19 protein-coding genes and 2 pseudogenes are annotated in these 21,389 nt (G+C 67.9%); 17 read left to right on the plus strand and 4 right to left on the minus strand.

Features of this window, described 5'->3' with window-relative positions; all coding sequences use genetic code 11:
- Nucleotides 1-86 precede the first annotated feature (86 nt).
- The 5 genes from LTV02_RS00215 to LTV02_RS00235 all read left to right on the plus strand — a co-directional run bounded on the left by LTV02_RS00215 (nt 87) and on the right by LTV02_RS00235 (nt 3,726).
- The gene (locus tag LTV02_RS00215) at nt 87-872 is read left to right on the plus strand and encodes an electron transfer flavoprotein subunit beta/FixA family protein (protein WP_067711009.1); all 786 of its coding nucleotides are present in this window, start codon (nt 87-89) and stop codon (nt 870-872) included.
- 36 nt (nt 873-908) lie between these two features.
- A complete protein-coding gene (locus LTV02_RS00220) occupies nt 909-1,865 on the plus strand; it encodes an electron transfer flavoprotein subunit alpha/FixB family protein (RefSeq protein ID WP_233036678.1) in 957 nt (318 codons plus the stop codon).
- A gap of 187 nt (nt 1,866-2,052) precedes the next feature.
- Nucleotides 2,053-2,295: a hypothetical protein gene (locus tag LTV02_RS00225; RefSeq protein WP_233036681.1), complete on the plus strand. Its 243-nt coding sequence runs from the start codon at nt 2,053-2,055 to the stop codon at nt 2,293-2,295.
- A 78-nt stretch (nt 2,296-2,373) separates the two neighbouring features.
- Nucleotides 2,374-2,775, plus strand: coding sequence for a hypothetical protein (locus LTV02_RS00230; RefSeq protein ID WP_233036683.1), 402 nt, complete (start codon nt 2,374-2,376; stop codon nt 2,773-2,775).
- A 9-nt stretch (nt 2,776-2,784) separates the two neighbouring features.
- A complete protein-coding gene (locus tag LTV02_RS00235) occupies nt 2,785-3,726 on the plus strand; it encodes an aminoglycoside phosphotransferase family protein (protein WP_233036685.1) in 942 nt (313 codons plus the stop codon).
- Between the two features lie 6 nt (nt 3,727-3,732).
- On the opposite strand, the gene LTV02_RS00240 is transcribed toward LTV02_RS00235, so the two are convergent.
- The gene (locus LTV02_RS00240) at nt 3,733-4,128 is read right to left on the minus strand and encodes a DUF1707 domain-containing protein (RefSeq protein ID WP_233036687.1); all 396 of its coding nucleotides are present in this window, start codon (nt 4,126-4,128) and stop codon (nt 3,733-3,735) included.
- A gap of 64 nt (nt 4,129-4,192) precedes the next feature.
- A complete protein-coding gene (locus tag LTV02_RS00245; protein WP_233036689.1) occupies nt 4,193-5,050 on the minus strand; it encodes a LysR family transcriptional regulator in 858 nt (285 codons plus the stop codon).
- Between the two features lie 113 nt (nt 5,051-5,163).
- Between LTV02_RS00245 and LTV02_RS00250 the strand changes: the two genes are divergently transcribed.
- From LTV02_RS00250 to LTV02_RS00290, 9 genes and pseudogenes are all read left to right on the plus strand, one after another.
- On the plus strand, nt 5,164-6,456 hold the full coding sequence (locus tag LTV02_RS00250; RefSeq protein WP_233036699.1) for an NAD(P)/FAD-dependent oxidoreductase: 1,293 nt from the start codon (nt 5,164-5,166) through the stop codon (nt 6,454-6,456).
- 108 nt (nt 6,457-6,564) lie between these two features.
- On the plus strand, nt 6,565-7,182 hold the full coding sequence (locus LTV02_RS00255; protein WP_233036701.1) for a PadR family transcriptional regulator: 618 nt from the start codon (nt 6,565-6,567) through the stop codon (nt 7,180-7,182).
- A gap of 56 nt (nt 7,183-7,238) precedes the next feature.
- The gene (locus LTV02_RS00260) at nt 7,239-8,261 is read left to right on the plus strand and encodes an ABC transporter ATP-binding protein (RefSeq protein ID WP_233036725.1); all 1,023 of its coding nucleotides are present in this window, start codon (nt 7,239-7,241) and stop codon (nt 8,259-8,261) included.
- A complete protein-coding gene (locus tag LTV02_RS00265) occupies nt 8,258-9,016 on the plus strand; it encodes an ABC transporter permease (RefSeq protein ID WP_233036727.1) in 759 nt (252 codons plus the stop codon). The genes LTV02_RS00260 and LTV02_RS00265 overlap by 4 nt, the downstream gene beginning before the upstream one ends.
- Before the next feature lie 104 nt (nt 9,017-9,120).
- Nucleotides 9,121-9,807, plus strand: coding sequence for an SDR family NAD(P)-dependent oxidoreductase (locus tag LTV02_RS00270; protein WP_233036729.1), 687 nt, complete (start codon nt 9,121-9,123; stop codon nt 9,805-9,807).
- A 124-nt stretch (nt 9,808-9,931) separates the two neighbouring features.
- Nucleotides 9,932-10,168 (plus strand): annotated as a pseudogene (locus LTV02_RS00275) (S-adenosylmethionine:tRNA ribosyltransferase-isomerase); the annotation flags it as partial.
- Between the two features lie 558 nt (nt 10,169-10,726).
- Nucleotides 10,727-11,377, plus strand: a pseudogene (locus LTV02_RS00280) (S-adenosylmethionine:tRNA ribosyltransferase-isomerase); the annotation flags it as partial.
- A gap of 258 nt (nt 11,378-11,635) precedes the next feature.
- Nucleotides 11,636-12,484: a GNAT family N-acetyltransferase gene (locus tag LTV02_RS00285; protein ID WP_233036731.1), complete on the plus strand. Its 849-nt coding sequence runs from the start codon at nt 11,636-11,638 to the stop codon at nt 12,482-12,484.
- Between the two features lie 9 nt (nt 12,485-12,493).
- Nucleotides 12,494-13,441 (plus strand): lysophospholipid acyltransferase family protein, encoded by a 948-nt coding sequence (locus LTV02_RS00290; RefSeq protein WP_233036740.1) that lies wholly within the window; start codon nt 12,494-12,496, stop codon nt 13,439-13,441.
- Nucleotides 13,442-13,501: 60 nt separating this feature from the next.
- On the opposite strand, the gene LTV02_RS00295 is transcribed toward LTV02_RS00290, so the two are convergent.
- Both LTV02_RS00295 and LTV02_RS00300 read right to left on the minus strand, forming a co-directional pair.
- The gene (locus tag LTV02_RS00295) at nt 13,502-14,953 is read right to left on the minus strand and encodes a flavin-containing monooxygenase (protein ID WP_233036754.1); all 1,452 of its coding nucleotides are present in this window, start codon (nt 14,951-14,953) and stop codon (nt 13,502-13,504) included.
- An 85-nt stretch (nt 14,954-15,038) separates the two neighbouring features.
- The gene (locus LTV02_RS00300; protein ID WP_332909553.1) at nt 15,039-15,356 is read right to left on the minus strand and encodes a hypothetical protein; all 318 of its coding nucleotides are present in this window, start codon (nt 15,354-15,356) and stop codon (nt 15,039-15,041) included.
- 53 nt (nt 15,357-15,409) lie between these two features.
- On the opposite strand from LTV02_RS00300, the gene LTV02_RS00305 reads away from it, so the two are divergent.
- From LTV02_RS00305 to narJ, 3 genes are read left to right on the plus strand one after another with little or no spacing between them, the layout of a single operon-like run.
- Nucleotides 15,410-19,099, plus strand: coding sequence for a nitrate reductase subunit alpha (locus LTV02_RS00305; RefSeq protein ID WP_233036762.1), 3,690 nt, complete (start codon nt 15,410-15,412; stop codon nt 19,097-19,099).
- Nucleotides 19,096-20,754: a nitrate reductase subunit beta gene (gene narH / locus LTV02_RS00310; RefSeq protein WP_233036764.1), complete on the plus strand. Its 1,659-nt coding sequence runs from the start codon at nt 19,096-19,098 to the stop codon at nt 20,752-20,754. The genes LTV02_RS00305 and narH overlap by 4 nt, the downstream gene beginning before the upstream one ends.
- Nucleotides 20,751-21,389 carry a nitrate reductase molybdenum cofactor assembly chaperone gene (gene narJ, locus LTV02_RS00315; RefSeq protein ID WP_233036771.1) on the plus strand — a complete coding sequence of 213 codons (639 nt, stop codon included), beginning with the start codon at nt 20,751-20,753 and terminating at the stop codon, nt 21,387-21,389. Before narH ends, narJ begins: the two co-directional genes overlap by 4 nt.

Consider the following 21,389-nt stretch of genomic DNA (forward strand, 5'->3'; position numbering starts at 1 on the left):
CCGAACGAGCTACATGTGGACGTACGGCCAACCATCGTGCGACCGCCACACCCAGTGCCACCAGAACAGGAGGTCGACGAAGACCAATGCCGAACATCGTCGTACTGATCAAGCAGGTTCCCGATACCTGGTCCGAGCGCAAGCTGACCAGCGGTGACTACACCCTCGACCGCGAGGCCGCCGACGCCATCCTGGATGAGATCAACGAGCGCGCCGTCGAGGAGGCGCTGTTGATCAAGGAGGCGCAGGGCGGCGAGGTCACCGTGCTGGCCGCCGGTCCGGAGCGTGCCACCGAGGCCATCCGGAAGGCGCTGTCCATGGGCGCCGACAAGGCCATCCACATCAAGGATGACGCCATCCACGGCTCCGATGCCGTGCAGACCGCCTACATCCTGGCCGCCGCTCTCGGCCAGATCGAGGGCGTCGAGCTGGTCATCGCGGGCAACGAGGCCACCGACGGTCGCGCCGGTGCGGTGCCGGCCATCGTGGCCGAGTACCTGGGTCTGCCGCAGCTGACCCACCTGCGCAAGCTCACCGTCGACGGCGAGCGCATCGCCGGCGAGCGGGAGACCGACGAAGGCGTCTTCAAGCTCGAGGCCACCCTCCCGGCCATCGTCTCGGTCACCGAGAAGATCAACGAGCCGCGCTTCCCGTCCTTCAAGGGCATCATGGCCGCCAAGAAGAAGGAAGTTCAGACCTTCACCCTGGCCGACCTGGGCGTGGACCCGGAGACCGTGGGCGTTGCGAACGCCGGCACCCAGGTGACCGGTGTGACCCCGAAGCCGGCGCGCACGGCGGGCGAGAAGATCGTCGACGAGGGCGAGGGCGGCAACCAGATCGCCACCTACCTCGTCGGTCAGAAGATCATCTAAAGCCCCCGAGCCGAACGAACTTCAGGAGAAAGAACAATGGCAGAAGTACTCGTGCTCGTGGAGCACGCCGAAGGTGCCCCCAAGAAGGTCACCACCGAACTCCTCACCGCCGCCCGCTCGCTGGGCACCCCGGCCGCCGTCGTGGTCGCCGCCCCCGGCACCGCCGACAAGCTGGGTGACGCGCTGGCCGCCGGCGCCGAGAAGATCTACGTCGCCGAGTCCGACGACGCCGAGGGCTTCCTGGTGACCCCGAAGGTCGACGTGCTCGCCGGCTTGTCCGAGTCCGCCGCCCCGGCCGCGATCCTGGTCGCCGCCACCGCGGAGGGCAAGGAGGTGTCGGGTCGCCTGGCCGCCCGCATCGGTTCCGGTCTGCTCATCGACGTCATCGCGGTGAACGCCGACGGCTCGGCCCAGCACTCCATCTTCGGTGGCGCGTTCACCGTCGATGCCAAGGCCACCGGCGACGTCCCGGTCATCTCGGTGCGCCCCGGCGCCATCGAGGCCGCCCCGCAGGCCGCGGCCGGCGAGAAGGTCGCCGTCGAGCTGCCCGCCCAGGAAGAGGGCGTCGTCAAGGTCGTCTCCCGTGAGGCGAACGTCGGCGGCGACCGCCCCGAGCTCACCGAGGCCGCCATCGTGGTCTCCGGTGGCCGCGGCGTCGGCTCGGCCGACAACTTCGGCAAGGTCGTCGAGCCGCTGGCCGACGCCCTGGGTGCCGCCGTCGGCGCTTCCCGCGCCGCCGTCGACTCCGGCTACTACCCGGGCCAGTTCCAGGTGGGCCAGACCGGCAAGACGGTCTCCCCCCAGCTGTACATCGCCCTCGGCATCTCCGGCGCCATCCAGCACCGCGCCGGCATGCAGACCTCGAAGACCATCGTGGCCGTCAACAAGGACGAAGAAGCCCCGATCTTCGAGATCAGCGACTACGGCATCGTCGGCGACCTGTTCAACGTCGCCCCGCAGCTGACCGAGGCGGTCAAGGCCCACAAGGGCTGAAACACCTCGCGCTGAGCGCAACGGACTGTCCCCCGGCTGAAATCAGTCGGGGGACAGTCGTTTTCGAGCCCAAGTAATTGGGGGCGGGCCGGCCGCGCGGTTCGGCTCAAATTCTGAAACGCATCCGCTTAAATCTTCTCCGCAGCCGTCGGTCACGGCGCTGCCGGCTCACGAAAGGTCTTGCGCCATGCGTTCTCTCATCACCTCGATCGGCATTGCCGGTCTGCTCTTCGCCGGTGCCGGTCAGGCAGTCGCCGCGCCGCCGGCTCCGGCCGACGGTATAGCCGGCGGCAATTTCTCGGTCGAGATGGGCGACAGCGCCTCCGGCGTCGCCCTGATTCAATCCGGGTCGGTGCAGATTCCGGTGGCGATCTTCTGGAAGCTGGTGTGCACCATGAGCTCCTGCGACTTCCCGGGCACCCCGGCCTGACCGGCGACTTCCCGCCGGGGTGGGCCGGTCGGGAGGTTCCGGGTGCCGGGATCGATGGTGGCAATCTAGATTGCCGATATGTCTTCGAACCCGGACCTGACGGATGTGGTCGCCGCGCTGCACTGGGACCTCGCCGAGTGGTTGGGGTCGGATGCGCGGCCCAAGGTGTTCGACCGGATCTCCGGGGCCCTCGACGACCGGTTCACCTCGGTGGTCACCACCGGGCAGGCCGTCGATCGAGAGACGCTGCTGGCCGGGCTGTGGTCGGCGCGGAATGCGCAGCCGGGGATGGAGATCGAGGTGTCCGAGGTCGCCGAGATCGCGCGGAGCGGGAACCTGATCGTGGTGCGGTTCGCGGCGGAGAACGTGCTGGGGGAGGCGCGGGTCAAGCGGTGGGTGACCGCGGTGATCGTGACCGACGGGCGGACCTATCGATGGCGGACCGTGCACGAGACCAATGCGCCGGAGGCGGCTGGATAGGGTGGTCGCATGCCGAATCTGCTGCCGGAGGATGTCGCCGAGAATATTGCCGAGGTGTTCGAGGAGCGGGGGCGGCGGTGGCTGGCGGAGCTGCCGGGGGTGATCGAAGAGCGGTGCGGGGCTTGGGGGTTGCGGGTCACCGGTAAGGCGTTCGGGGGTGGGACGCATTCGTTCGTGGCGCCGGTGGAGCGGGCCGATGGGTCGGTCGCGGTGCTGAAGGTTCCGGTGGTGGATCCGGAGAATCTGGGGGAAGCGGCGGCGCTGCACTGTTACGGCGGGGACGGTGCGGTGCGGTTGTTCGAGTTCGATGCCGAGAGCCACGCCATGCTGCTGGAATGGGCGCGGCCGGGGACGGAATTGCTGTACCAGCCGGGGTTTCCGAGTCTGGAGGGGCGGGCGGAGCACATCGGGAAGGTCGAGCAGGCCTGTGCGCTGTACCGGCGGTTGCGGCGCGAGCCCGGGACGCTGCCGGACGGATTGCCGCCGCTGCCGCCCGCCGCGGGGATGGTGGCGGAATGGGTGGAGATGTTCACCGAACCGGAAGCCGATGTGGCCGAGCATCTTCCGGAGCGATTGCGCGAGCGGGCGCTGGAGCGCTGCGCGGAACTGGCGGTGCCGGACGGACCGCTGCTGGTGGTGAACCGGGACACTCACCTGGGCAATATCGTTGCGGCCGAACGGGAACCGTGGCTGCTCATCGACCCGAAGGGGTATCTCGGCGAGGCCGCGTTCGACGCGGGATTCCTGGTGATGATCCAGGTGCAGAGCGCCCCGGAGCCGGAACATGCGCGCGCCGTGGTCGAGCGCACGGCCGCCGCGCTCGGGGTCGCCGCGGACCGGGCGCGCGCCTGGGCCTTCATGCGGGCGATGGAAGAGGTCGTGTGGGCGGTGGAAGACGAAGAGCCGGAGGATCTCCGGCTCCATCTGGCGGTGGCGGCGGCGCTGGCCTAGCCCCGGTTATTTGTCGCGGTTGACGACGATGCCGATGGTCGTGGGGATGAGAAGCGCCAGGCCCCACGGCACTTCGACCCAGAACGGCCAGAAGTAGCCCGCGCCGGTGGCCAGGTAGATGGCCAGCACCAGCAGGTTCACGAACACCCACGGGATCCACATGATGATCACCCAGGTGGGGATGCCGCCCTTCTCGGTCGGCGCTCCGGGGCGCGAATTGCGTTGCGCGGGCAGGTCGGACAGCACCGGCACCAGTTCGCCGTAGGTCTTGGCCGCGTACACCTGCTGCAGGCGCTCGTCGAATTCGTGCAGGTTGATCCTGCCCTCGTCCATGGCCGTCCGCAGTTTGGTGATGATCTGTTCGCGGTCGGCGTCGGAGGCCCGCATGTTCTCCTGGCTCACGAGTGTCAGCGTAGGTCCCGCACCGCCGCCGCGCTGCCCCAATTGCCCGGTCCGCGGGGTGAGGCTAGGAGCAGTGCAGGGCCGCGAGGAGGGTGTCGAGGATGGGGGAGCGGCGGGCGTCGGCGCGCAGCACAGCGGAAACCGGCACCCGCAGCGGGTTTCCGGCCAGGTGCAGGGTGGCGATGCCTTCGGTCTGACTGTCGGCGTAGAGGATGGTCCACGCGTCGGGCCGGTTGATCAGCTCCATGGTCGCGGTGTGGTCCAGCGGAATCGGCGGCCCGAAGGACGGACCGGTCGGCAGATCCGCGAAGGCGGCCCGCACCACGTTGTGCAACAGCACCTGATCCGACTCCGGCGGCAGCAGCAGCGGGTACGCGCTCAGCTCCGACAGCGTCACGTTCGCGCGCCCGGCGAGCGGATGCGCGGTGGAGGTGGCGATGACCAAGTCCTCCACCCACAGCTTCTCCACCACCAGCCCGGGCTGATCCACGCTGCCCCGGATGAGAGCAAGATCACAGTCCCCGTCCGCCACCGCCTGTATGCGCTGGCGGAAGGGCTTGATGACGAATTCGATCTCCGCCCCGGGATGCGCCTCGCGTGCTCCGGCGATGGCCGAGAGCGATCTTGTTGCGAAGCTCATATTGGCTGCCAGGCGAATCCGTGGTCCAGAAGCCCGTACAGCTGCGCGAATGGCTGATTCCAGGCTCAGCATTTGCTTCGCAAGCGGAAGTAGCCGGGTGGTCGCGTCGGTGGGTACGACCGAGCGGGTGGAGCGCTCGAAGAGGGGTATCCCCAAGTCGCGTTCGAGCCTGGCGATCTGATGACTGATCGCCGATTGCGATATGTAGCAGCGATTGGCGGCACGGCTGAAGCTGAGCTCCTCGCAGACCGCTACGAAGTAGGCCAGTTGGCGCAGCTCCACGGCACCTCTCCCATTCATGATCAAGCTAGATAAGAGTCATCTTGATTATGCGCCCTGACCCCTGGAACATTCGCGTTCCGAATCACGGTTAGTCATGACAGAAGGGAGCTGTCATGCAACACGTGGATGCGGGAATCGAAACCGCAGAGGTCGTCATCGTAGGTTCGGGCTTCGGCGGGCTCGCTGCCGCGAAGCAATTGAACAAGTCGGGGGTCGGTTATGTCCTGATCTCCGCCACCCCCGAGCATCTGTTCCAGCCCCTGCTGTATCAAGTAGCGACGGGTGTGCTGGCCTCCCACGAGATCGCCCCTTCCATCGCCGATATCGTCAAGCATCACGAGCACGGCGAGGCCCGCGTCGGCAAGGCCGTCGCTCTCGACGCGGAGAACGCGGTACTGACCTACGAGACCCCCGAGGGACTCCGCAAGATCCGCTACGGCTCGCTCATCGCCGCCACCGGCGCCAGCCAGTCCTATTTCGGCCGTGACGATTTCGCGGACAAGACCTATTCGCTCAAGACCATCGACGACGCCAGACGACTACGCGCGCAGATCGATCGAGTCTTCACCGAGGCCAAGACCGCCGACCCGGAAACCCGGCGTCGGCTTTTGAGTTTCGTCGTGGTGGGCGCGGGCGCGACCGGCGTCGAGGTGGCGGGCCAGCTCAAGGAACTCGCCAAGCGCCACTACCACCTGGAGGACACCGTCACCCTGGTCGAGGGCGCGGGCGTGGTGCTGCCCCCGTTCGGCGGCGGGCTGTCGGAGTACGCGAAGCGCTCGCTGGAGAAGAGCGGCGTGGAGGTGCTGGTCGACACCTTCGTCACCGATATCGAGGCCGGGAAGGTCACCGTCAAGAGCAAGGACGGCGTGGAGCGCGGCGTCGCCGCCGAGACCGTGGTGTGGTCGGCGGGCGTGCAGGCCGGCGGTTTCGCCGAGATCCTGGCCGAGGCCACCGGCTGCGAAACCGACCGTGCCGGACGGCTGCTCATCAATCCGGACTGCACCGTGGGCGGGCACGCCGACATCTACGCCATCGGCGACATGACCTCGCTCAAGGGCTACCCGGGCCAGTCGCCGGTGGCCATGCAGGAGGGCCGGCACGTCGCCGACATCATTCGCGGCAAGAAGCGGGCGGCCACCGAATTCGAGTACTGGGACAAGGGTTCCATGGCGGTGATCAGCCGGTTCGCCGCGGTCACCAAGCTGACCGAGCAGGTCACCTTCCGCGGCACCATCGCCTGGTTCATCTGGCTGGCCGTGCACCTGTTCTACCTGGTCGGCTTCCGTAATCGCTTCGCCGCGGTCTTCTCCTGGCTGATCGCCTTCATCGGCACCGGCCGTCCCGGCTTCGACGAGGTCGAAAAGACTCCGCAGCCAAAGGCACTCGCGCGCCAACGCGCGGCCTGACCGCTGTTTCCCCCGAGCCGCCCGGTGTCCTCTCCGGGCGGCTCGTGTGTTTTCCGGGGCTCGCGTCCCCTGTCGGATCCGCCCCGGGGCGGCGCGTAGCCTGCGGATATGGCTGTTCCTACAACGCGATTGCTGGTGCTGGCGGTGGTGCGACTGCTGCAACCGGTGCACGGATACGACGTTCGCCGCGAGCTGCTGTCCTGGCATGCGGAGGACTGGGCGAACATCAAGCCCGGGTCGGTGTACGGGGCGTTGAACACTTTGCAGCGCGACGGTCTGATCACCATGGAGGGCACCGAGCGCGAGGGGGCGCGGCCGGAGCGGCTGACGTATCGGCTGACGGCCGAGGGGGAGAAGGAATTCGGGGAGATGCTGCGGACCGCGCTGTTCTCGGCCGATCAGGTCAAGCATCCGTACGTGGTTCCGGTGGCGCTGTTTCCGTCCGCGCCCAAGGCGGACGTGGTGGCGGCGTTGCAGGCCCGGCTGCTGAAGTTCGAGGCCGATCTGCTGTTCCTGGAACGTGAGCAGGAGCGGATTCTGGCGGGCAGCGGCGATCCGGCGGAGATCGAACCACATCACGTGGCCGATGCCATGCGCCTGCAGGCCGATCATCTGCGGGCCGACCTGGAATGGACGCGCCGCACCCTGGGCCGCATCGAGGACGGGCAGCTCGACGTGTGGTCGGGGACCATGGGCGGCTCGGTGGTGCCGCCGCCGGTTCGCTAATCAAGTTTTAATAGTCAAGCTTGACTATTTGAAAAGTCGTTTCTACCGTGAGTGGGGTGGAAACGACCTCCCCCGTGCGCGCTCGGTCCACCGACCCGGTCATCCGGGTTCGTGGACTGGCGCGCACATTCGCAACCAAAGCCGGTGCCGTGCAAGCGGTTTCCGGTATCGACTTCGACGTTCACTACGGTGAGATCATCGGTCTGCTCGGGCCCAACGGCGCGGGCAAGACCACCACGCTCCGGATGATCTCGACCCTGCTGCAACCCACCGCGGGCGAGGCCACCATTGTCGGCGCGGATCTGCGCACCCAGGCGCGGACGGTGCGCTCGCGCATCGGATACGTGCCGCAGGGCGGATCGACCAGCGAACTGGAGCTGGTGCAGGACGAATTGGTCTTGCAGGCCAGGCTTTTCGGGCTGTCCAAGGCCGATGCCGTCGCGAGTGCGGGCGAACTGCTCAAGGCTCTGGAACTCGACGGCCTGGAGCGCCGCAAGTGCGGGCAGCTGTCCGGCGGGCAGCGCCGGCGGGTGGATATCGCGCTCGGCCTGGTGCATCGGCCGACGCTCATCTACCTGGACGAGCCGACCACCGGATTGGATCCGCAGAGTCGCGCCAATCTGTGGGAGCACATCCGGCGCCTGCGCGACGAAGGCACCACCGTCGTGCTGACCACGCACTATCTGGAGGAAGCCGACGCGCTGTGCGATCGCATCCTGGTGATGGATCACGGCGGCATCGTGGCCACCGGCTCGCCGGACGAGCTGAAACGGCGCATCTCCGGCGATGTGATCAGCCTCGAAATCGAGGCCGCCAGTGCGGATCTCGTCATGGACGTGGCGTCGGAGGTGCTCGAGGTGCGGCAGCGGCTGCGCACCGAAGGGCACGAGAACGGCCATGCCGGAAAGGCGCTCGTGCACCTGACCGTGGAACACGGTGACGCCGCGGTGGTTCCGCTGCTGGCCGCCCTCGGCGAGCGCGGTATCCGGCCGGGCGCGCTCACCGTCAAACGTCCCAGCCTCGACGACGTGTTCCTCACGCTCACGGGGCGTTCGCTCCGGGAAGGAGACCGGTCATGACTTTCCTGCGGGAAACCGGGCTGATCTATTGGGCGCAACTGCGCGCCAACCTGCGCAATCCGGTCTGGGTGATCATCGGATTGATGCAGCCGATTCTGTATCTGGTGTTGTTCGGGCCCTTGGTCAAAGGCATCTCCCCGGCGCTGGGCTCGGGCGACTCCTACAAGATCCTCACTCCGGCGCTGGTCATCCAGATCGCCCTGTTCGGTTCGCTGTTCGCCGGTTTCGCCATCGTCTCCGAAGCGCGGGCGGGCGTCATCGAACGCCAGCGCGTCACCCCCGCCTCCCGGGGCGCGCTGCTGCTGGGCCGGGTGCTCAAGGACATGACCCTGCTCGTGGTGCAGGCGCTGGTGCTGGTCGGTGTGGCCATGGCGGCCTTCGGATTACGCCCGGATCCCCTGGGCCTCGTGCTCGCGGTGTTGCTCATCTCGGTGATGGCGGCCGGACTGGCTTCGGCGTCCTATGCGCTGGGCCTGTGGGCGAAAGAGGAAGGCACCCTGGCCTCGGTGTTGAACTCGGTGTCCGTGCCGGTCATGCTGCTGTCCGGCATCCTGCTGCCGATGACGGTCGGGCCGACCTGGTTGCAGAACATCGCCAAAGCGAACCCGCTCTCGCACACCGTGGATGCGGCCCGGGCCTTCTTCCGCGGCGAGTTCAGCGGCTCGGACGTGTACGTGGGTACCGCCGTCACGCTGGCGCTGGCCTTGGTGCTGATGGTGATCGGAGCGCGCGGGTTCGCCCGCGAGAACGCGTGAGCGCCGGGCGAATCGCCCCGCCGTGGGGTCGGGGCGATTCGCTCTGGGCGGAACCGCCGCCAATCGCTTGACCTGAAGTGAGGTTCAGGTTTCACGCTGGGAACATGACAGCGAACAGCAGAGCCCTGATCACCGGGGCATCAGCCGGATTCGGCCGGGCACTCGCCCTCGCGCTGGCGGCCCGCGGCTGGGATTTGATCATCACCGCCCGCGGCGGCGAACGCCTGGAGAAAATGCGCGCCGACACCGGCGCAACCGCCCTGGCCGGCGATATCGCCGACCCCGCGCATCGCGCCGAACTCGCCCGCATCGCCGGCACCGGCCGCCTGGACCTCGTGGTCAACAACGCCAGCGCCCTGGGTCCGAGCCCGCTACCCACGCTGGAGCGGTATCCCCTCGCCGACCTGGTGACCGTCCTCGAGACGAATGTCGTTGCACCACTGGCGGTATTGCAAGCCACCTTGCCCGCTCTCCGAGCCACCGGCGGCACCGTCGTGAACATCAGCTCGGACGCCGCTCTCGGCGCCTACGAAGGCTGGGGCGGCTACGGCGCATCAAAGGCCGCGCTCGATCAGCTCACCAATGTGCTGGCCGCCGAACAGCCGGACCTCCGCATCTACGCCTTCGACCCCGGCGACATGCGCACCGAAATGCACCAGGCCGCCTTCCCCGGCGAAGACATCTCCGACCGCCCGGATCCGGAAACCGTAGTGCCTGCCCTCCTGCACCTGCTCGAGACCCGCCCGCCCAGTGGCAGATACCTTTCCTCCGCACTCGGAGTGACGTCATGACAGCCGATCCGCGACGTCGAGGTGCTGCGCTGCCCTTGGCATTCCGGGCTGCCCGGCCGTTCGAAACACACGTGCCGATGTATTACGAGGCGCGGCCGATGGCCGTCACCGGAACGGCGGCGTGATGACGATCGAACTCGAGCGAATCGAATTCACGCTGCCGGAGGAGTTGTCGGCGACTCGTCCGCCGGAGGCACGCGGGCTGGCGCGCGACGAGGTGCGAATGCTGGTGTGCGACGGCGGGACCATGACACACGCCCGGTTCCGCGAATTGCCGTCCTACCTACGTCCGGGTGACCTGGTGGTGGTCAACAACTCCGCCATGCTGTCGGCCGCCGTGGACGCGCGCTACCGCGGCCGGCCCGCCGTCCTGCACTTCTCGACCCGCCTGGACAGCGGCGAGTGGGTAGTCGAAATACGTGACCCCGGAGGAACGCCGTGGGCCGGTCCGGCGCCGGAACACGATGCCACGGTGGAGCTTCCGGACGGCGTCCGCGCGCAGCTGCGCAACCCTTGGCTGCCTCGCTCGAACCGCCTCTGGGTTGCGGACATCGAACCCGATCGGCCTTCGCCTACGCCGCCCTCACTCACGCCGGTTTCGAGCGCGCAAGTCTCGAGCGCGCCGCTCTCCCCACGTCGGCCCGGCATGCTTTTGGCCGGGATCTCACCGGGGCCAGTGAGCTTCCGGCCAAAAGAGCGCCGGAATGACGAGGGTGGTGCCGCTTCCGCCGCGGGTACGGCGGTGTCGGGTGAGGGTGGTGCGGCCCGCGCGGGTGCGGCCCTGTTGGGTGGGGATGGTGGCGTGCCCCGTGTGGGTGTGGCCGTGGCAGGTGACGGTGGTGCCGTGCCGGGTGAGGGTGTAGCCACCTCGGGTGGGGTTGGTGCCGCGCTGGATGTCGATGCAGCCAGGCCGAGCGAGCGTGGTGGCATTCCTGGTATCGCTGCGGCCGTGGCGGACTCGACGGTAGTGGAGTTGCTCGCCCGGCATGGGCGGCCTATCACCTATTCCTATGTGCGCGAGCGTTGGTCGTCTTCGTATTACCGCACTGTCTTCGGGCTGCGGCCGGGTAGTGCGGAGATGCCCAGTGCCGGGCGGCCTTTCACTACGGCGCTGGTGACCGAGCTGGTGGCCGGCGGGGTGGGGTTCGCGCCGATCACTTTGCATACCGGGGTGTCGTCGCCGGAGGCGGGGGAGCCGCCGAGTCCGGAGCGGTTCGAGGTGCCGGAGATGACGGCCCGGCTGGTGAATGCGACCCATGCGGCCGGTGGGCGAGTGGTGGCGGTGGGGACGACGGTGACCCGGGCGCTCGAATCCGCCACCGACACTGATGGATCGGTGCGGCCGGTGGCGGGCTGGACAGAGTTGGTGCTGGACGGGTGCCGGGCGGCGCGGGCGGTGGACGGGTTGATTACCGGGTGGCATGCGCCGGGGGCCTCGCATCTGCATCTGCTGGAATCGGTGGCGGGAGCGGAGGTGGTGCGGACGGCGTACGAGGCGGCGCTCGAATCCGGTTACCTGTGGCACGAATTCGGGGACACCGCGCTTTTGTTTCGTGAGGGTTCGCGGTGACAAGCCCTATGGACAACCCCCGCGTCGACTGCTCGCGGGGCGTGTTCTAGGCTGACTTTTTCCACTCCGAGGGGGCGGCAAGTGCACTCGCGCGAGGCCCCGGTACCCAGCCGGGATACGAGCGTTTGTCCTGGTAGGGAACGTTTGGGGGCGCTAGGATGAACTCCGGGTGCGGTCCAGATCGCGTTCACCGGACTGGCATCGAGTGGCAATCTGGCGGTTGCGCCGAGGCAGTCTGCGGCTGGCTTGATCATCGTTATGACCACCACGGCAGTGTCGAGTGCAAACCTGCTCGCCCCCGCGTCATATGTCGCCCCGGAACCGCCCCGCACCACCGGGAAGTCCCAGTACTCCCTGGTCGTCTCGTCCGATGCCGAGCATCGCGAGGCGGCGCAGCGCCTGCGCTACCAGGTGTTCGCCAATGAGCCCGGCTTCAACATCCCGGTGAACGCCGCCGGCCTGGATGCCGACCGTTTCGACGACCACTGCGATCACCTGCTGGTGCGCGACGAGCTCACCGAACAGTTCGTCGGCTGCTACCGGATGCTGCCGCCGGACAAGGTGACCGCCGCCGGCGGCTACTACACCGCCACCGAATTCGACCTGGCGGGAATGGATCCCACCGGCAACCGGATCGTGGAGATGGGCCGGGCGTGCGTGGTCCCCGAGCACCGCAACGGCTCGGTGCTGACCCTGATGTGGGCCGGCATCCTGCACTACATCCAGCTCACCGGCTACGAGTGGGTGATGGGCTGCGTGTCCGTGCCCATGCGGATGACTCCCGCCGACGCCCCCGGCGTGAACGTGCGCGGCGTGCGCGACCTGCTGTTGTCCAAGCATGCCCTGGACGCGGAACGCCATGTGCGCCCGTACAACCCGGTGGTGGTGGAGGGCCGCACGCTCGACGAGCTCGAGTTCTCCGGCCGCCCGAAGCTGCCCCCGCTGCTCAACGGCTACCTGCGCCTGGGCGCCGAGATCTGCGGCGAACCCGCCCACGACCCGGATTTCGCGGTCGCGGATTTCGTTGCGCTGCTCGGTCTTTCGACCATCAATACCCGTTACCTGGAGCGCCTGCAGGGCGCTGCCGCCACCATGGACGCCCGGTGATGAATCATGATGCCCGCCTTCCTTTCCCCGGACGCGGTCGCGCTGCCGTGTCCCCCCGCCGCGGCTAGCGCCCACGCCTGGATGCCCGCGAGCCCCTGCGGCTCGTCGTGCGTCGATGTCCCTGCCGAGGCCGGCGCGCTGCGGGTGACCGCCCGCGTGCTGGGCGTGGCCGGGGTGCTGCTCAGCTTCCCGTTCGCCCGCCTGGCCACCCCGCGCCGCTACCGCGCCGCCATGAACCGCCGCTACGCCCGGAACTTCCTGGGCTGCTTGGGAATCGGCGTCCGCATCATCGACGAGCGCGGCGCGGAGCCGGTCGCGGGCGGGGTCCTGGTGGCGGCCCGCCACGTCGGCTGGACCGATGTGGTCGCCCTCTCCGCTTTCGAATCGATGGGTTTCGTGGCCCGCGCCGATCTGGTCGACTGGCCGATGCTCGGCAATGTCGCCAAGGCCGTGCGGGTCATTCCGATCGATCGCGAACGCCTGCGCACCCTCCCGGACGTCATCGCGAACATGACCGCCCGCCTGACCGCGGGCGAGCGCATCGCCTTCTTCCCCGAGGGCACCACCTGGTGCGGCCGCGCGCACGGCAGCCTGCGGCCCGCCCTGTTCCAGGCGTCCGTCGACACCGGTGTCCCGGTGCAGCCGATCCGCATCCGCTATGTGGACCGGCACGGCGAACTGTCCACCGTGCCCGGTTTCGTGGGCACCGATTCCATGGCCGATTCCATCCGCCGCATTCTCGGTTCGCGCGGCGTCACGGCCGAGATCACCTTGCTGCCACTGGAATTCCCGGCCGGTGACCGCCACGAACTGGCCCGGCGCTGCCGGCACGCCCTCGACGGCGATCGCATGGACCGCGCCTTCACCGACGTCATCGACGGCGCGGACCAGGTCGAGGCCATCGGCTCCGGCGCGGTCCGGCACGTCACCGCCGTACAGCACCCGGTGCACGCCTGAATCCACCTGAAAAGCGTTGTGCCCGGCCCTGATCCAGGGCCGGGCACAATCGTGCGTGGGCTACCGGCCGCTGAGCCGGAAGTCCGCGTCGTCCGGCGCGGCGAGCATCTCCTCCATGGTGCGCCGGTCGAACGGCAGCAGGTCGATATTGCCGCCCTCGGTGAAGTACCAGGAGTTGCAGCCGGTATTCCACACCGTCGGCCCCAGCGCCTCGGCGACCTCCGCCCCGAAGCGATCGGTGGCCGCCTCGGTGACCTCGACCGTGTCGAATTCGCCCGCGCTCCAGCGCTTGATCCACGCCGTGATGTACCGCGCGGTGACCTCGGCGGCATGGTGCAGCGGAATGGAACCGGTGGGGGAGTTGGGCCCCAGCACCGTGAAGAAGTTCGGGAACCCCGGAATCGCCGTCATGCGATAGGCGCGCGGCCCCTTCGCCCAGGCGTCGTCGATCGAAATCCCGTCGCGCCCGGTCAGATTCATCGGCCGCATGTAATCGTGCGCCCGGAACCCGGTGGCGAACACGATCAGGTCCACCGGATGTTCACGCCCGTCGGTGGTGCGGATGCCGGTCGGGGTGACGGCCTCGATCCGGGTGTTCACCAGTTCGGCATTGCGAGCCCGCAGCGCGCGATAGTAGGTGCCGGACAACACCTGTCGCTTGCACAGCGGCTGATAGTCCGGCGTCAGCTGCTCCCGTAGCTCCGAATCGAGCACCTGCGCCCGCAAGCTCAGCTTGGCGTATCCCTGCACCACGCGCCGTCGCCAGCTGGGCCGGGTGACCACATCGGTGAACAGCTTCGCCCCGGTCATGCCCGCCCGATAGAGCGCCTGATTGACCTTGGGCAGCCGGTCCAGCACCGCGCCGACCACGGCCGGCTGCGGCAGCTGCATGGGAGCCCAGATCACCCACTGCGGACTGCGCACGAAATGCGTAAGATGCTCGGCCTCGCGCTGCAAGGCCGAAACCACCTGCACGCCGGTCGATCCGGTGCCGATGACCGCGATGCGCCGGCCTTCGGTGCGCAGCGATTCGTCCCAGCGCGCGGTGTGCACGATATCGCCGGTGAACTCCTCCAGCCCCGGAATCTCCGGCCACGCCGGATGATGCAGCACGCCGGTGGCCGCGATGACGAAGTCCGCCGTGTGCACCTCCCCGTCGGCGGTCTCCACCTCCCACCCCGTCCCGGTGAATTCCGTCCGCACCACTTCGGAGTTCACCCGCACGTGCGGCCGCAATTCGAACCGATCCACCACGTCGGACAGATATTCCTGGATCTCCGCGCCGGGCGCGAACACATGCGACCAATCCGGCTTGGGCGCGAATCCGAACTGATACAACTGCGAGGGCACATCGCAGGTCAATCCGGGGTAACGGTTCCAATGCCACACCCCGCCCACGTCGGATCCCTTCTCCAGGATCACGAAATCGTGGAATCCGTTGCGCTGCAAGGTGACCGCGCTCGCGATGCCGGACACCCCGGCCCCGATGATCACGATACGCGGACTGCGCATGCCTGACCTCCTCGTCAGATACCGTCGGTATTTGAATGCTGACGGTATTGCCGAGGCCGCGATCTGTCAATGCCGCGGGCGGCGATCAACCCACCGGTGACGTGCCCTCGGCCGGTAATCCGCGGCCGACCTGCAAGGTAGAGAGCAGCGCCGCGGCCGCGGTGAGGGCGAGCAGTAGATAGCCGACCGTGTAGTCGCCGCGCGAGCTGTAGACCAGGCCCATGACCAGCGGCGGGAAATAGCCGCCGAGTCCGCCCGCCGCGCCGACCAGACCGGTCACGGTGCCGACCTGGGCCGGGGTGGAGACCAGCAGGGAGGTCTGGCCGGGGGAGTCGGCGTTTCGGCGCGCCCCGAAGGCTGCCGTCCCGTGTCGCGTCCCGGCTGGCCCGTCATGTTTGCCCATACTGAGCCGGTACTTCGTACTGCTTGGTTTCTCGTCACGGAGAGGCAGGGGTGATGGCACGCAATGGCGCGCGCGGGCTGGTGGACGGGGAGCTGACCGCATCGCTCATCCGGGCCCGCAGATTCTTCACCCGCGCCGACGTCGCCCCGGACCTGCGCAGCGAATACCTGCGCGGCGGCCGTCAGGCCGACGACTTCTACCGGGACCGCTGGTCGCACGACAAGGTGGTGCGCTCCACGCACGGGGTGAACTGCACCGGATCGTGCTCGTGGAAGGTGTTCGTCAAGGACGGCATCATCACCTGGGAGACCCAGGCCACCGACTATCCGAGCACCGGCCCCGACCGCCCGGAGTACGAGCCGCGCGGCTGCCCGCGCGGCGCCGCGTTCTCCTGGTACACCTATTCGCCGACCCGGGTGCGTTACCCGTATATCCGCGCGGTGCTGTTGCAGATGTATCGAGAAGCCAAGGCGCGCACCAATGATCCGGTGCTGGCCTGGGCGTCGATCGTCGAGGATCCGGAGCAGGCGCGCAAGTACAAGAGCCTGCGCGGGCGCGGCGGATTGGTGCGGGCCACCTGGGAGGAAGCGGTCGAGCTGATCGCCGCCGCGCACGTGCACACCATCAAGACCTACGGCCCGGATCGGGTGGCGGGCTTCTCGCCCATCCCGGCCATGTCCATGACCTCGTTCGCGGCGGGTTCCCGCTTCATCTCGCTGCTCGGCGGCTGCATGCTCTCCTTCTACGACTTCTACGCCGACCTGCCGGTGGCCTCGCCGCAGGTGTTCGGCGATCAGACCGACGTGCCGGAGTCCGGGGATTGGTGGGACGCGGGCTATCTGATCATGTGGGGTTCGAACGTGCCGGTCACCCGCACCCCGGACGCGCACTGGATGGCCGAGGCGCGCTATCGCGGGCAGAAGGTGGTGTCGATCGCCCCGGACTACGCCGACAACGTCAAGTTCGCCGACGAATGGCTGGCCCCGCATCCGGGCACCGACGGCGCACTGGCCCTGGCCATGGGTCATGTGATCCTGCGCGAGTTCTTCGTGGACCGGCAGGTGCCGTACTTCCAGGACTACGTGCGCAAGTACAGCGATCTGCCGTTCCTGGTCCGATTGGACAAGGCGGAGAACGGATTCCGGCCCGGCAAGTTCCTCACCGCCGCCGATCTGCCCGAGCACGCGCACGAACCGAACGCCGATTTCAAGACGGTGCTGCTGGATCAGCACGGAAATCCGGTGGTGCCGGGCGGTTCCCTGGGCTTCCGGTTCGGGGAGGCGGGCGCGGGCCGGTGGAATCTGGAGCTGGGCGATATCGAACCGCTGCTCTCCGTCGACGGCCAGGGCGCGGTGGCGGTGTCGTTGCCGCGCTTCGACACTCGCGACGGTTCGGCCGCGGAGCTGAAGCGCGGCGTCCCGGCCCGCACCATCGGCGGCCATCTGGTGACCACGGTGTTCGATCTGCTGCTCGCCCAGTACGGGGTGGCGCGGCCGGGCATGCCGGGCGAATGGCCGCTCGGTTACGCCGATTCCAGCCAGCCCGGCACGCCCGCCTGGCAGGAGCTGATCACCGGGGTGCCCGCCGACAAGGCCGCCCGCATCGGCCGCGAATTCGCCGCCAATGCCGAGGAATCCGGCGGCCGGTCGATGATCCTGCTCGGCGCGGGCACCAATCACTGGTTCCACTCCGACACCATCTACCGCGCCTTTCTGGCCTTGACCACGCTGACCGGCTGCCAGGGCGTGAACGGCGGCGGCTGGGCGCATTACGTGGGTCAGGAGAAATGCCGTCCGGTGACCGGGTGGGCGCAGGTGGCCAATGCGCTGGACTGGTCGCGCCCGCCGCGGCAGATGATCCAGACCGCCTACTGGTACCTGCACACCGACCAGTTCCGCTACGATCCGTTCACCGCCGACCAGCTCACCACCACCACCGGAACCGGCCGGTTCGCGGGCATGACCACCGCGGACGTGGTGGCGCAATCGGCGCGCATGGGCTGGATGCCGTCCTTCCCGACCTTCGATCGCAATCCCCTGGAGCTCACCGAGGAGGCCCGCGCCCGTGACACCGAACCCGCGGATTACGTTGTCTCCCAGCTGAAATCCGGCGAGCTCAGGTTCGCCTGCGAGGACCCCGACGAGCCGCGCAACTTCCCGCGCCTGCTCACCATCTGGCGTTCGAATCTGCTCGGCTCGTCCGCGAAGGGTGACGAGTATTTCCTGGAACACCTACTGGGCGCGACCAATTCGCTGCGCGCCGAGGAAGCCGAACCCGGCCGGCGTCCCCGGGATGTGGTGTGGCACAAGCGCGCACCTGTCGGCAAGCTGGATCTGCTGCTGACCCTGGACTTCCGCATGACCAGCACCACCGTCTTCTCCGATGTGGTGCTGCCCGCGGCGACCTGGTACGAGAAGCACGACCTGTCCTCCACCGATATGCACCCGTACGTGCACTCCTTCAGCCCCGCCATCGCGCCGCCGTGGCAGACCCGCACCGACTGGGATGCCTTCATGACCATCGGCAAGGAGTTCTCGAAGCTGGCGCGCGGCCATCTGGGGGTGCGCCGGGATCTGGTGGCGACGCCGCTGCTGCACGACACCCCCGACGAGATGGCGAATCCGCACGGGGTGGTCAAGGACTGGAAAGCCGGTGAGTGCGAACCGATTCCGGGACAGACCATGCCGCGGTTGACGGTGGTGGAACGCGATTACACCGCGATCTACGCCAAGATGAGCGCGCTGGGCCCGCTGCTGGACACCCTGGGCGCGACCACCAAGGGCATCACCTTCGATGTGCGGCGGGAGATCGACTACCTGGCCCGCAAGAACGGCGTGGTGCGCGGCGGCCCGGTCGACGGGCGGCCGTCCCTGGTCCGCGATATCGACGCCTGCGAGGCCATCCTGGCGCTGTCGGGAACCACCAACGGGCACTTGGCGACCCAGGGTTTCCGCACCCTGGAACAGCGCACCGGCACCGTGCTGGCGGATCTGGCGGCCGAGCACGAGGGCAAGCAGATCACCTTCGCCGATACCCAGCTCGCGCCGGTGCCGGTGATCACCTCTCCGGAATGGTCGGGCTCGGAGACCGGCGGTCGGCGCTATTCCCCGTTCACCGTGAACGTCGAGCGGAACAAGCCGTGGCACACGCTGACCGGCCGCCAGCACTTCTATCTCGACCACGATTGGATGGCGGAGGTCGGCGAGCAGCTGCCGGTGTACCGCCCGCCGCTGAACATGACCGCGCTCTTCGCCGAACCGCCGCTGGGCGAACACGGCGAGGCGGGGCTGACGCTGCGCTATCTCACCCCGCATTCGAAATGGTCCATCCACTCCGAATACCAGGACAACCTGTTCATGCTGAGCCTCTCGCGCGGCGGCCCGACCATCTGGATGTCCGACCTGGACGCCGCGAAACTCGGTATCGCGGACAATGATTGGATCGAGGCCGTCAATCGCAACGGCGTGGTGGTGGCGCGCGCGGTGGTGTCCTCGCGCATGCCGCAGGGCACGGTGTACATGCATCACGCCCAGGACCGGCTCATCGATGTCCCGCTCTCGGAGACCTCCGGCAAACGCGGCGGCATCCACAATTCGCTGACCCGGCTGCTCATCAAGCCGACCCATCTGATCGGCGGCTACGCCCAATTGTCCTTCGCCTTCAACTATCTCGGCCCGACCGGTAATCAACGCGACGAAGTGACGGTCATCCGCCGTCGCGGCCAGGAGGTGCGGTACCGATGAAACCCATGGCGCAGCTGGCGATGGTGATGAACCTCGACAAATGCATCGGCTGTCACACCTGCTCGGTGACCTGCAAACAGACCTGGACCAATCGGGCCGGGGTCGAATACGTGTGGTTCAACAATGTGGAAACCCGTCCGGGGCAAGGCTATCCGCGCACCTACGAGGATCAGCGGAAATGGCGCGGCGGCTGGACCCTGGATCGCAAGGGCCGGTTGAAGCTGCGCGGCGGCGGGCGTTTCAAGAAGCTGTTCACCATCTTCGACAATCCGCTGCTGCCCGAACTGTCCGACTATTACGAGCCCTGGACCTACGACTACGAAACGCTGACCACCGCGCCGGTGCAGCAGCACACCCCGGTGGCGCGGCCGAAATCGCTGATCACCGGCGAGGATACGAAGGTCACCTGGTCGGCCAACTGGGACGACGATCTGGCCGGGGCGCCCGAGCTGGCCGCGCAGGATCCGATCGTCCGGAAGCTCGGCGACAAGGTGAAGTTCGAGTTCGAGCACACCTTCATGTTCTATCTGCCCCGCATCTGCGAGCACTGCCTGAATCCGGCCTGCGCCGCGGCCTGCCCGTCCGGGGCCATCTACAAGCGGTCCGAGGACGGGATCGTGCTGGTGGATCAGGACAAATGCCGCGGCTGGCGGATGTGCGTATCGGGCTGCCCGTACAAGAAGGTGTTCTTCAATCACCGCACCGGCAAGGCCGAGAAATGCACCTTCTGCTTCCCGCGCCTGGAGGTCGGACTGCCGACGGTGTGCGCGGAGACCTGTGTCGGACGGCTGCGCTATATCGGCGTCATGCTCTACGACGCCGACACGGTGGCCGAGGTCGCCGCGACCCCCGACGAGCGGGATCTGTATGCGGCGCAACGGGATGCGTTCCTGGACCCGTTCGATCCGGAGGTGATCGCGGCCTGCGAGCGCGCCGGTATGCCGCGTGACTGGGTGCTGGCCGCCCAGCAGTCCCCGGTGTACGCGCTCATCCGCAAGTACCGGGTGGCGCTGCCGCTGCATCCGGAATACCGCACGGTGCCGATGGTCTGGTACATCCCGCCGCTGTCGCCGGTGGTGGACGCGCTGCGCGATACCGGGCACGACGCGGAGGATCACGGCAATCTCTTCGCCGCCATCGAGGCGCTGCGGATTCCGGTGGAGTATCTGGCGGAACTGTTCACCGCCGGTGACGTGGAACCGGTCAACGCTGTGCTGCGCCGGCTGGCCGCCATGCGCAGCTATATGCGCGATATCAATCTCGGCCGCGCCACCCGCCCCGAGATCGCCGCCCGGGTCGGCATGACCGAGGAGGAGATCTACGACATGTACCGGTTGCTGGCCATCGCCAAATACGAACAGCGCTATGTGATTCCGGCCGCGCACGAGGAGCAGGCGCACGGGCTGGAAGAGCTCGCCACCGAGTGCAGCCTGGACTACGACGGCGGGCCCGGTATGAACGGGCCGTTCGGCGAGAGCTCCGGACATCCGACGCCGGTGGCGGTGGAGAACTTCCGCATGTTGCGGGACCGGCAGACGGCCGACGAACCGGTCCCGGTGCGCGGCAGCGGGCGGGTGAACCTGCTCAACTGGGACGGGCGGGGCAATCCCGACGGGCTGATGCCGCGTAAAACCGGTGGCAGGCACCGCAAATGAAGGTGAGCGAAGCCGACCGGGCGGCGGCATGGCAGGCGCAATCGTTGCTGCTCGGCTATCCCGACGAGGCGTTGCGGGCCATGCTGCCGATGCTGCGGCGGGTGGCGGACGCGCTGCCGGAGCCGATGGGCGCGCCCCTGCGGCCGGTGGTCGAATACCTGGAGACCGGCGAATCGATGACGGTCACAACGGAATACGTCGATACCTTCGACCATCGCAAAAGGTTCAGCCCATATCTGACTTGGTTCCTGTACGGCGACACCCGCAAACGCGGCATGGCACTGCTGCGCTTCAAACAGGTCTACAAGACGGCCGGGCTGGCGCTCGACGACGGCGAGCTGTCCGACCACCTCGCCGTCGTGCTGGAATTCGCCGCCGCGCATCCGGCCCCCGGGCGGGAACTCCTGGAAGAACATCGCGCCGGCATCGAAGTCATGCGAATGGACCTGCGCGAGAACGATTCCCCTTGGACCGGCGTCCTCGACTCGGTCAGCGCCAGCCTGTCCCCGCTGCGCGGCAGCGACCGCGAGGCCGTCGCGAAGCTCATCGCCGCCGGCCCGCCCGGCGAGGACGTCGGCCTGGAACCGTTCGCCCCGCCCACCTACCTGCCCGAAATCATCGGAGGACGTCGATGA

Origin of the sequence: Nocardia yamanashiensis (assembly GCF_021183565.1) — a bacterium.
GTDB classification, from domain to species: Bacteria; Actinomycetota; Actinomycetes; order Mycobacteriales; family Mycobacteriaceae; genus Nocardia; species Nocardia yamanashiensis.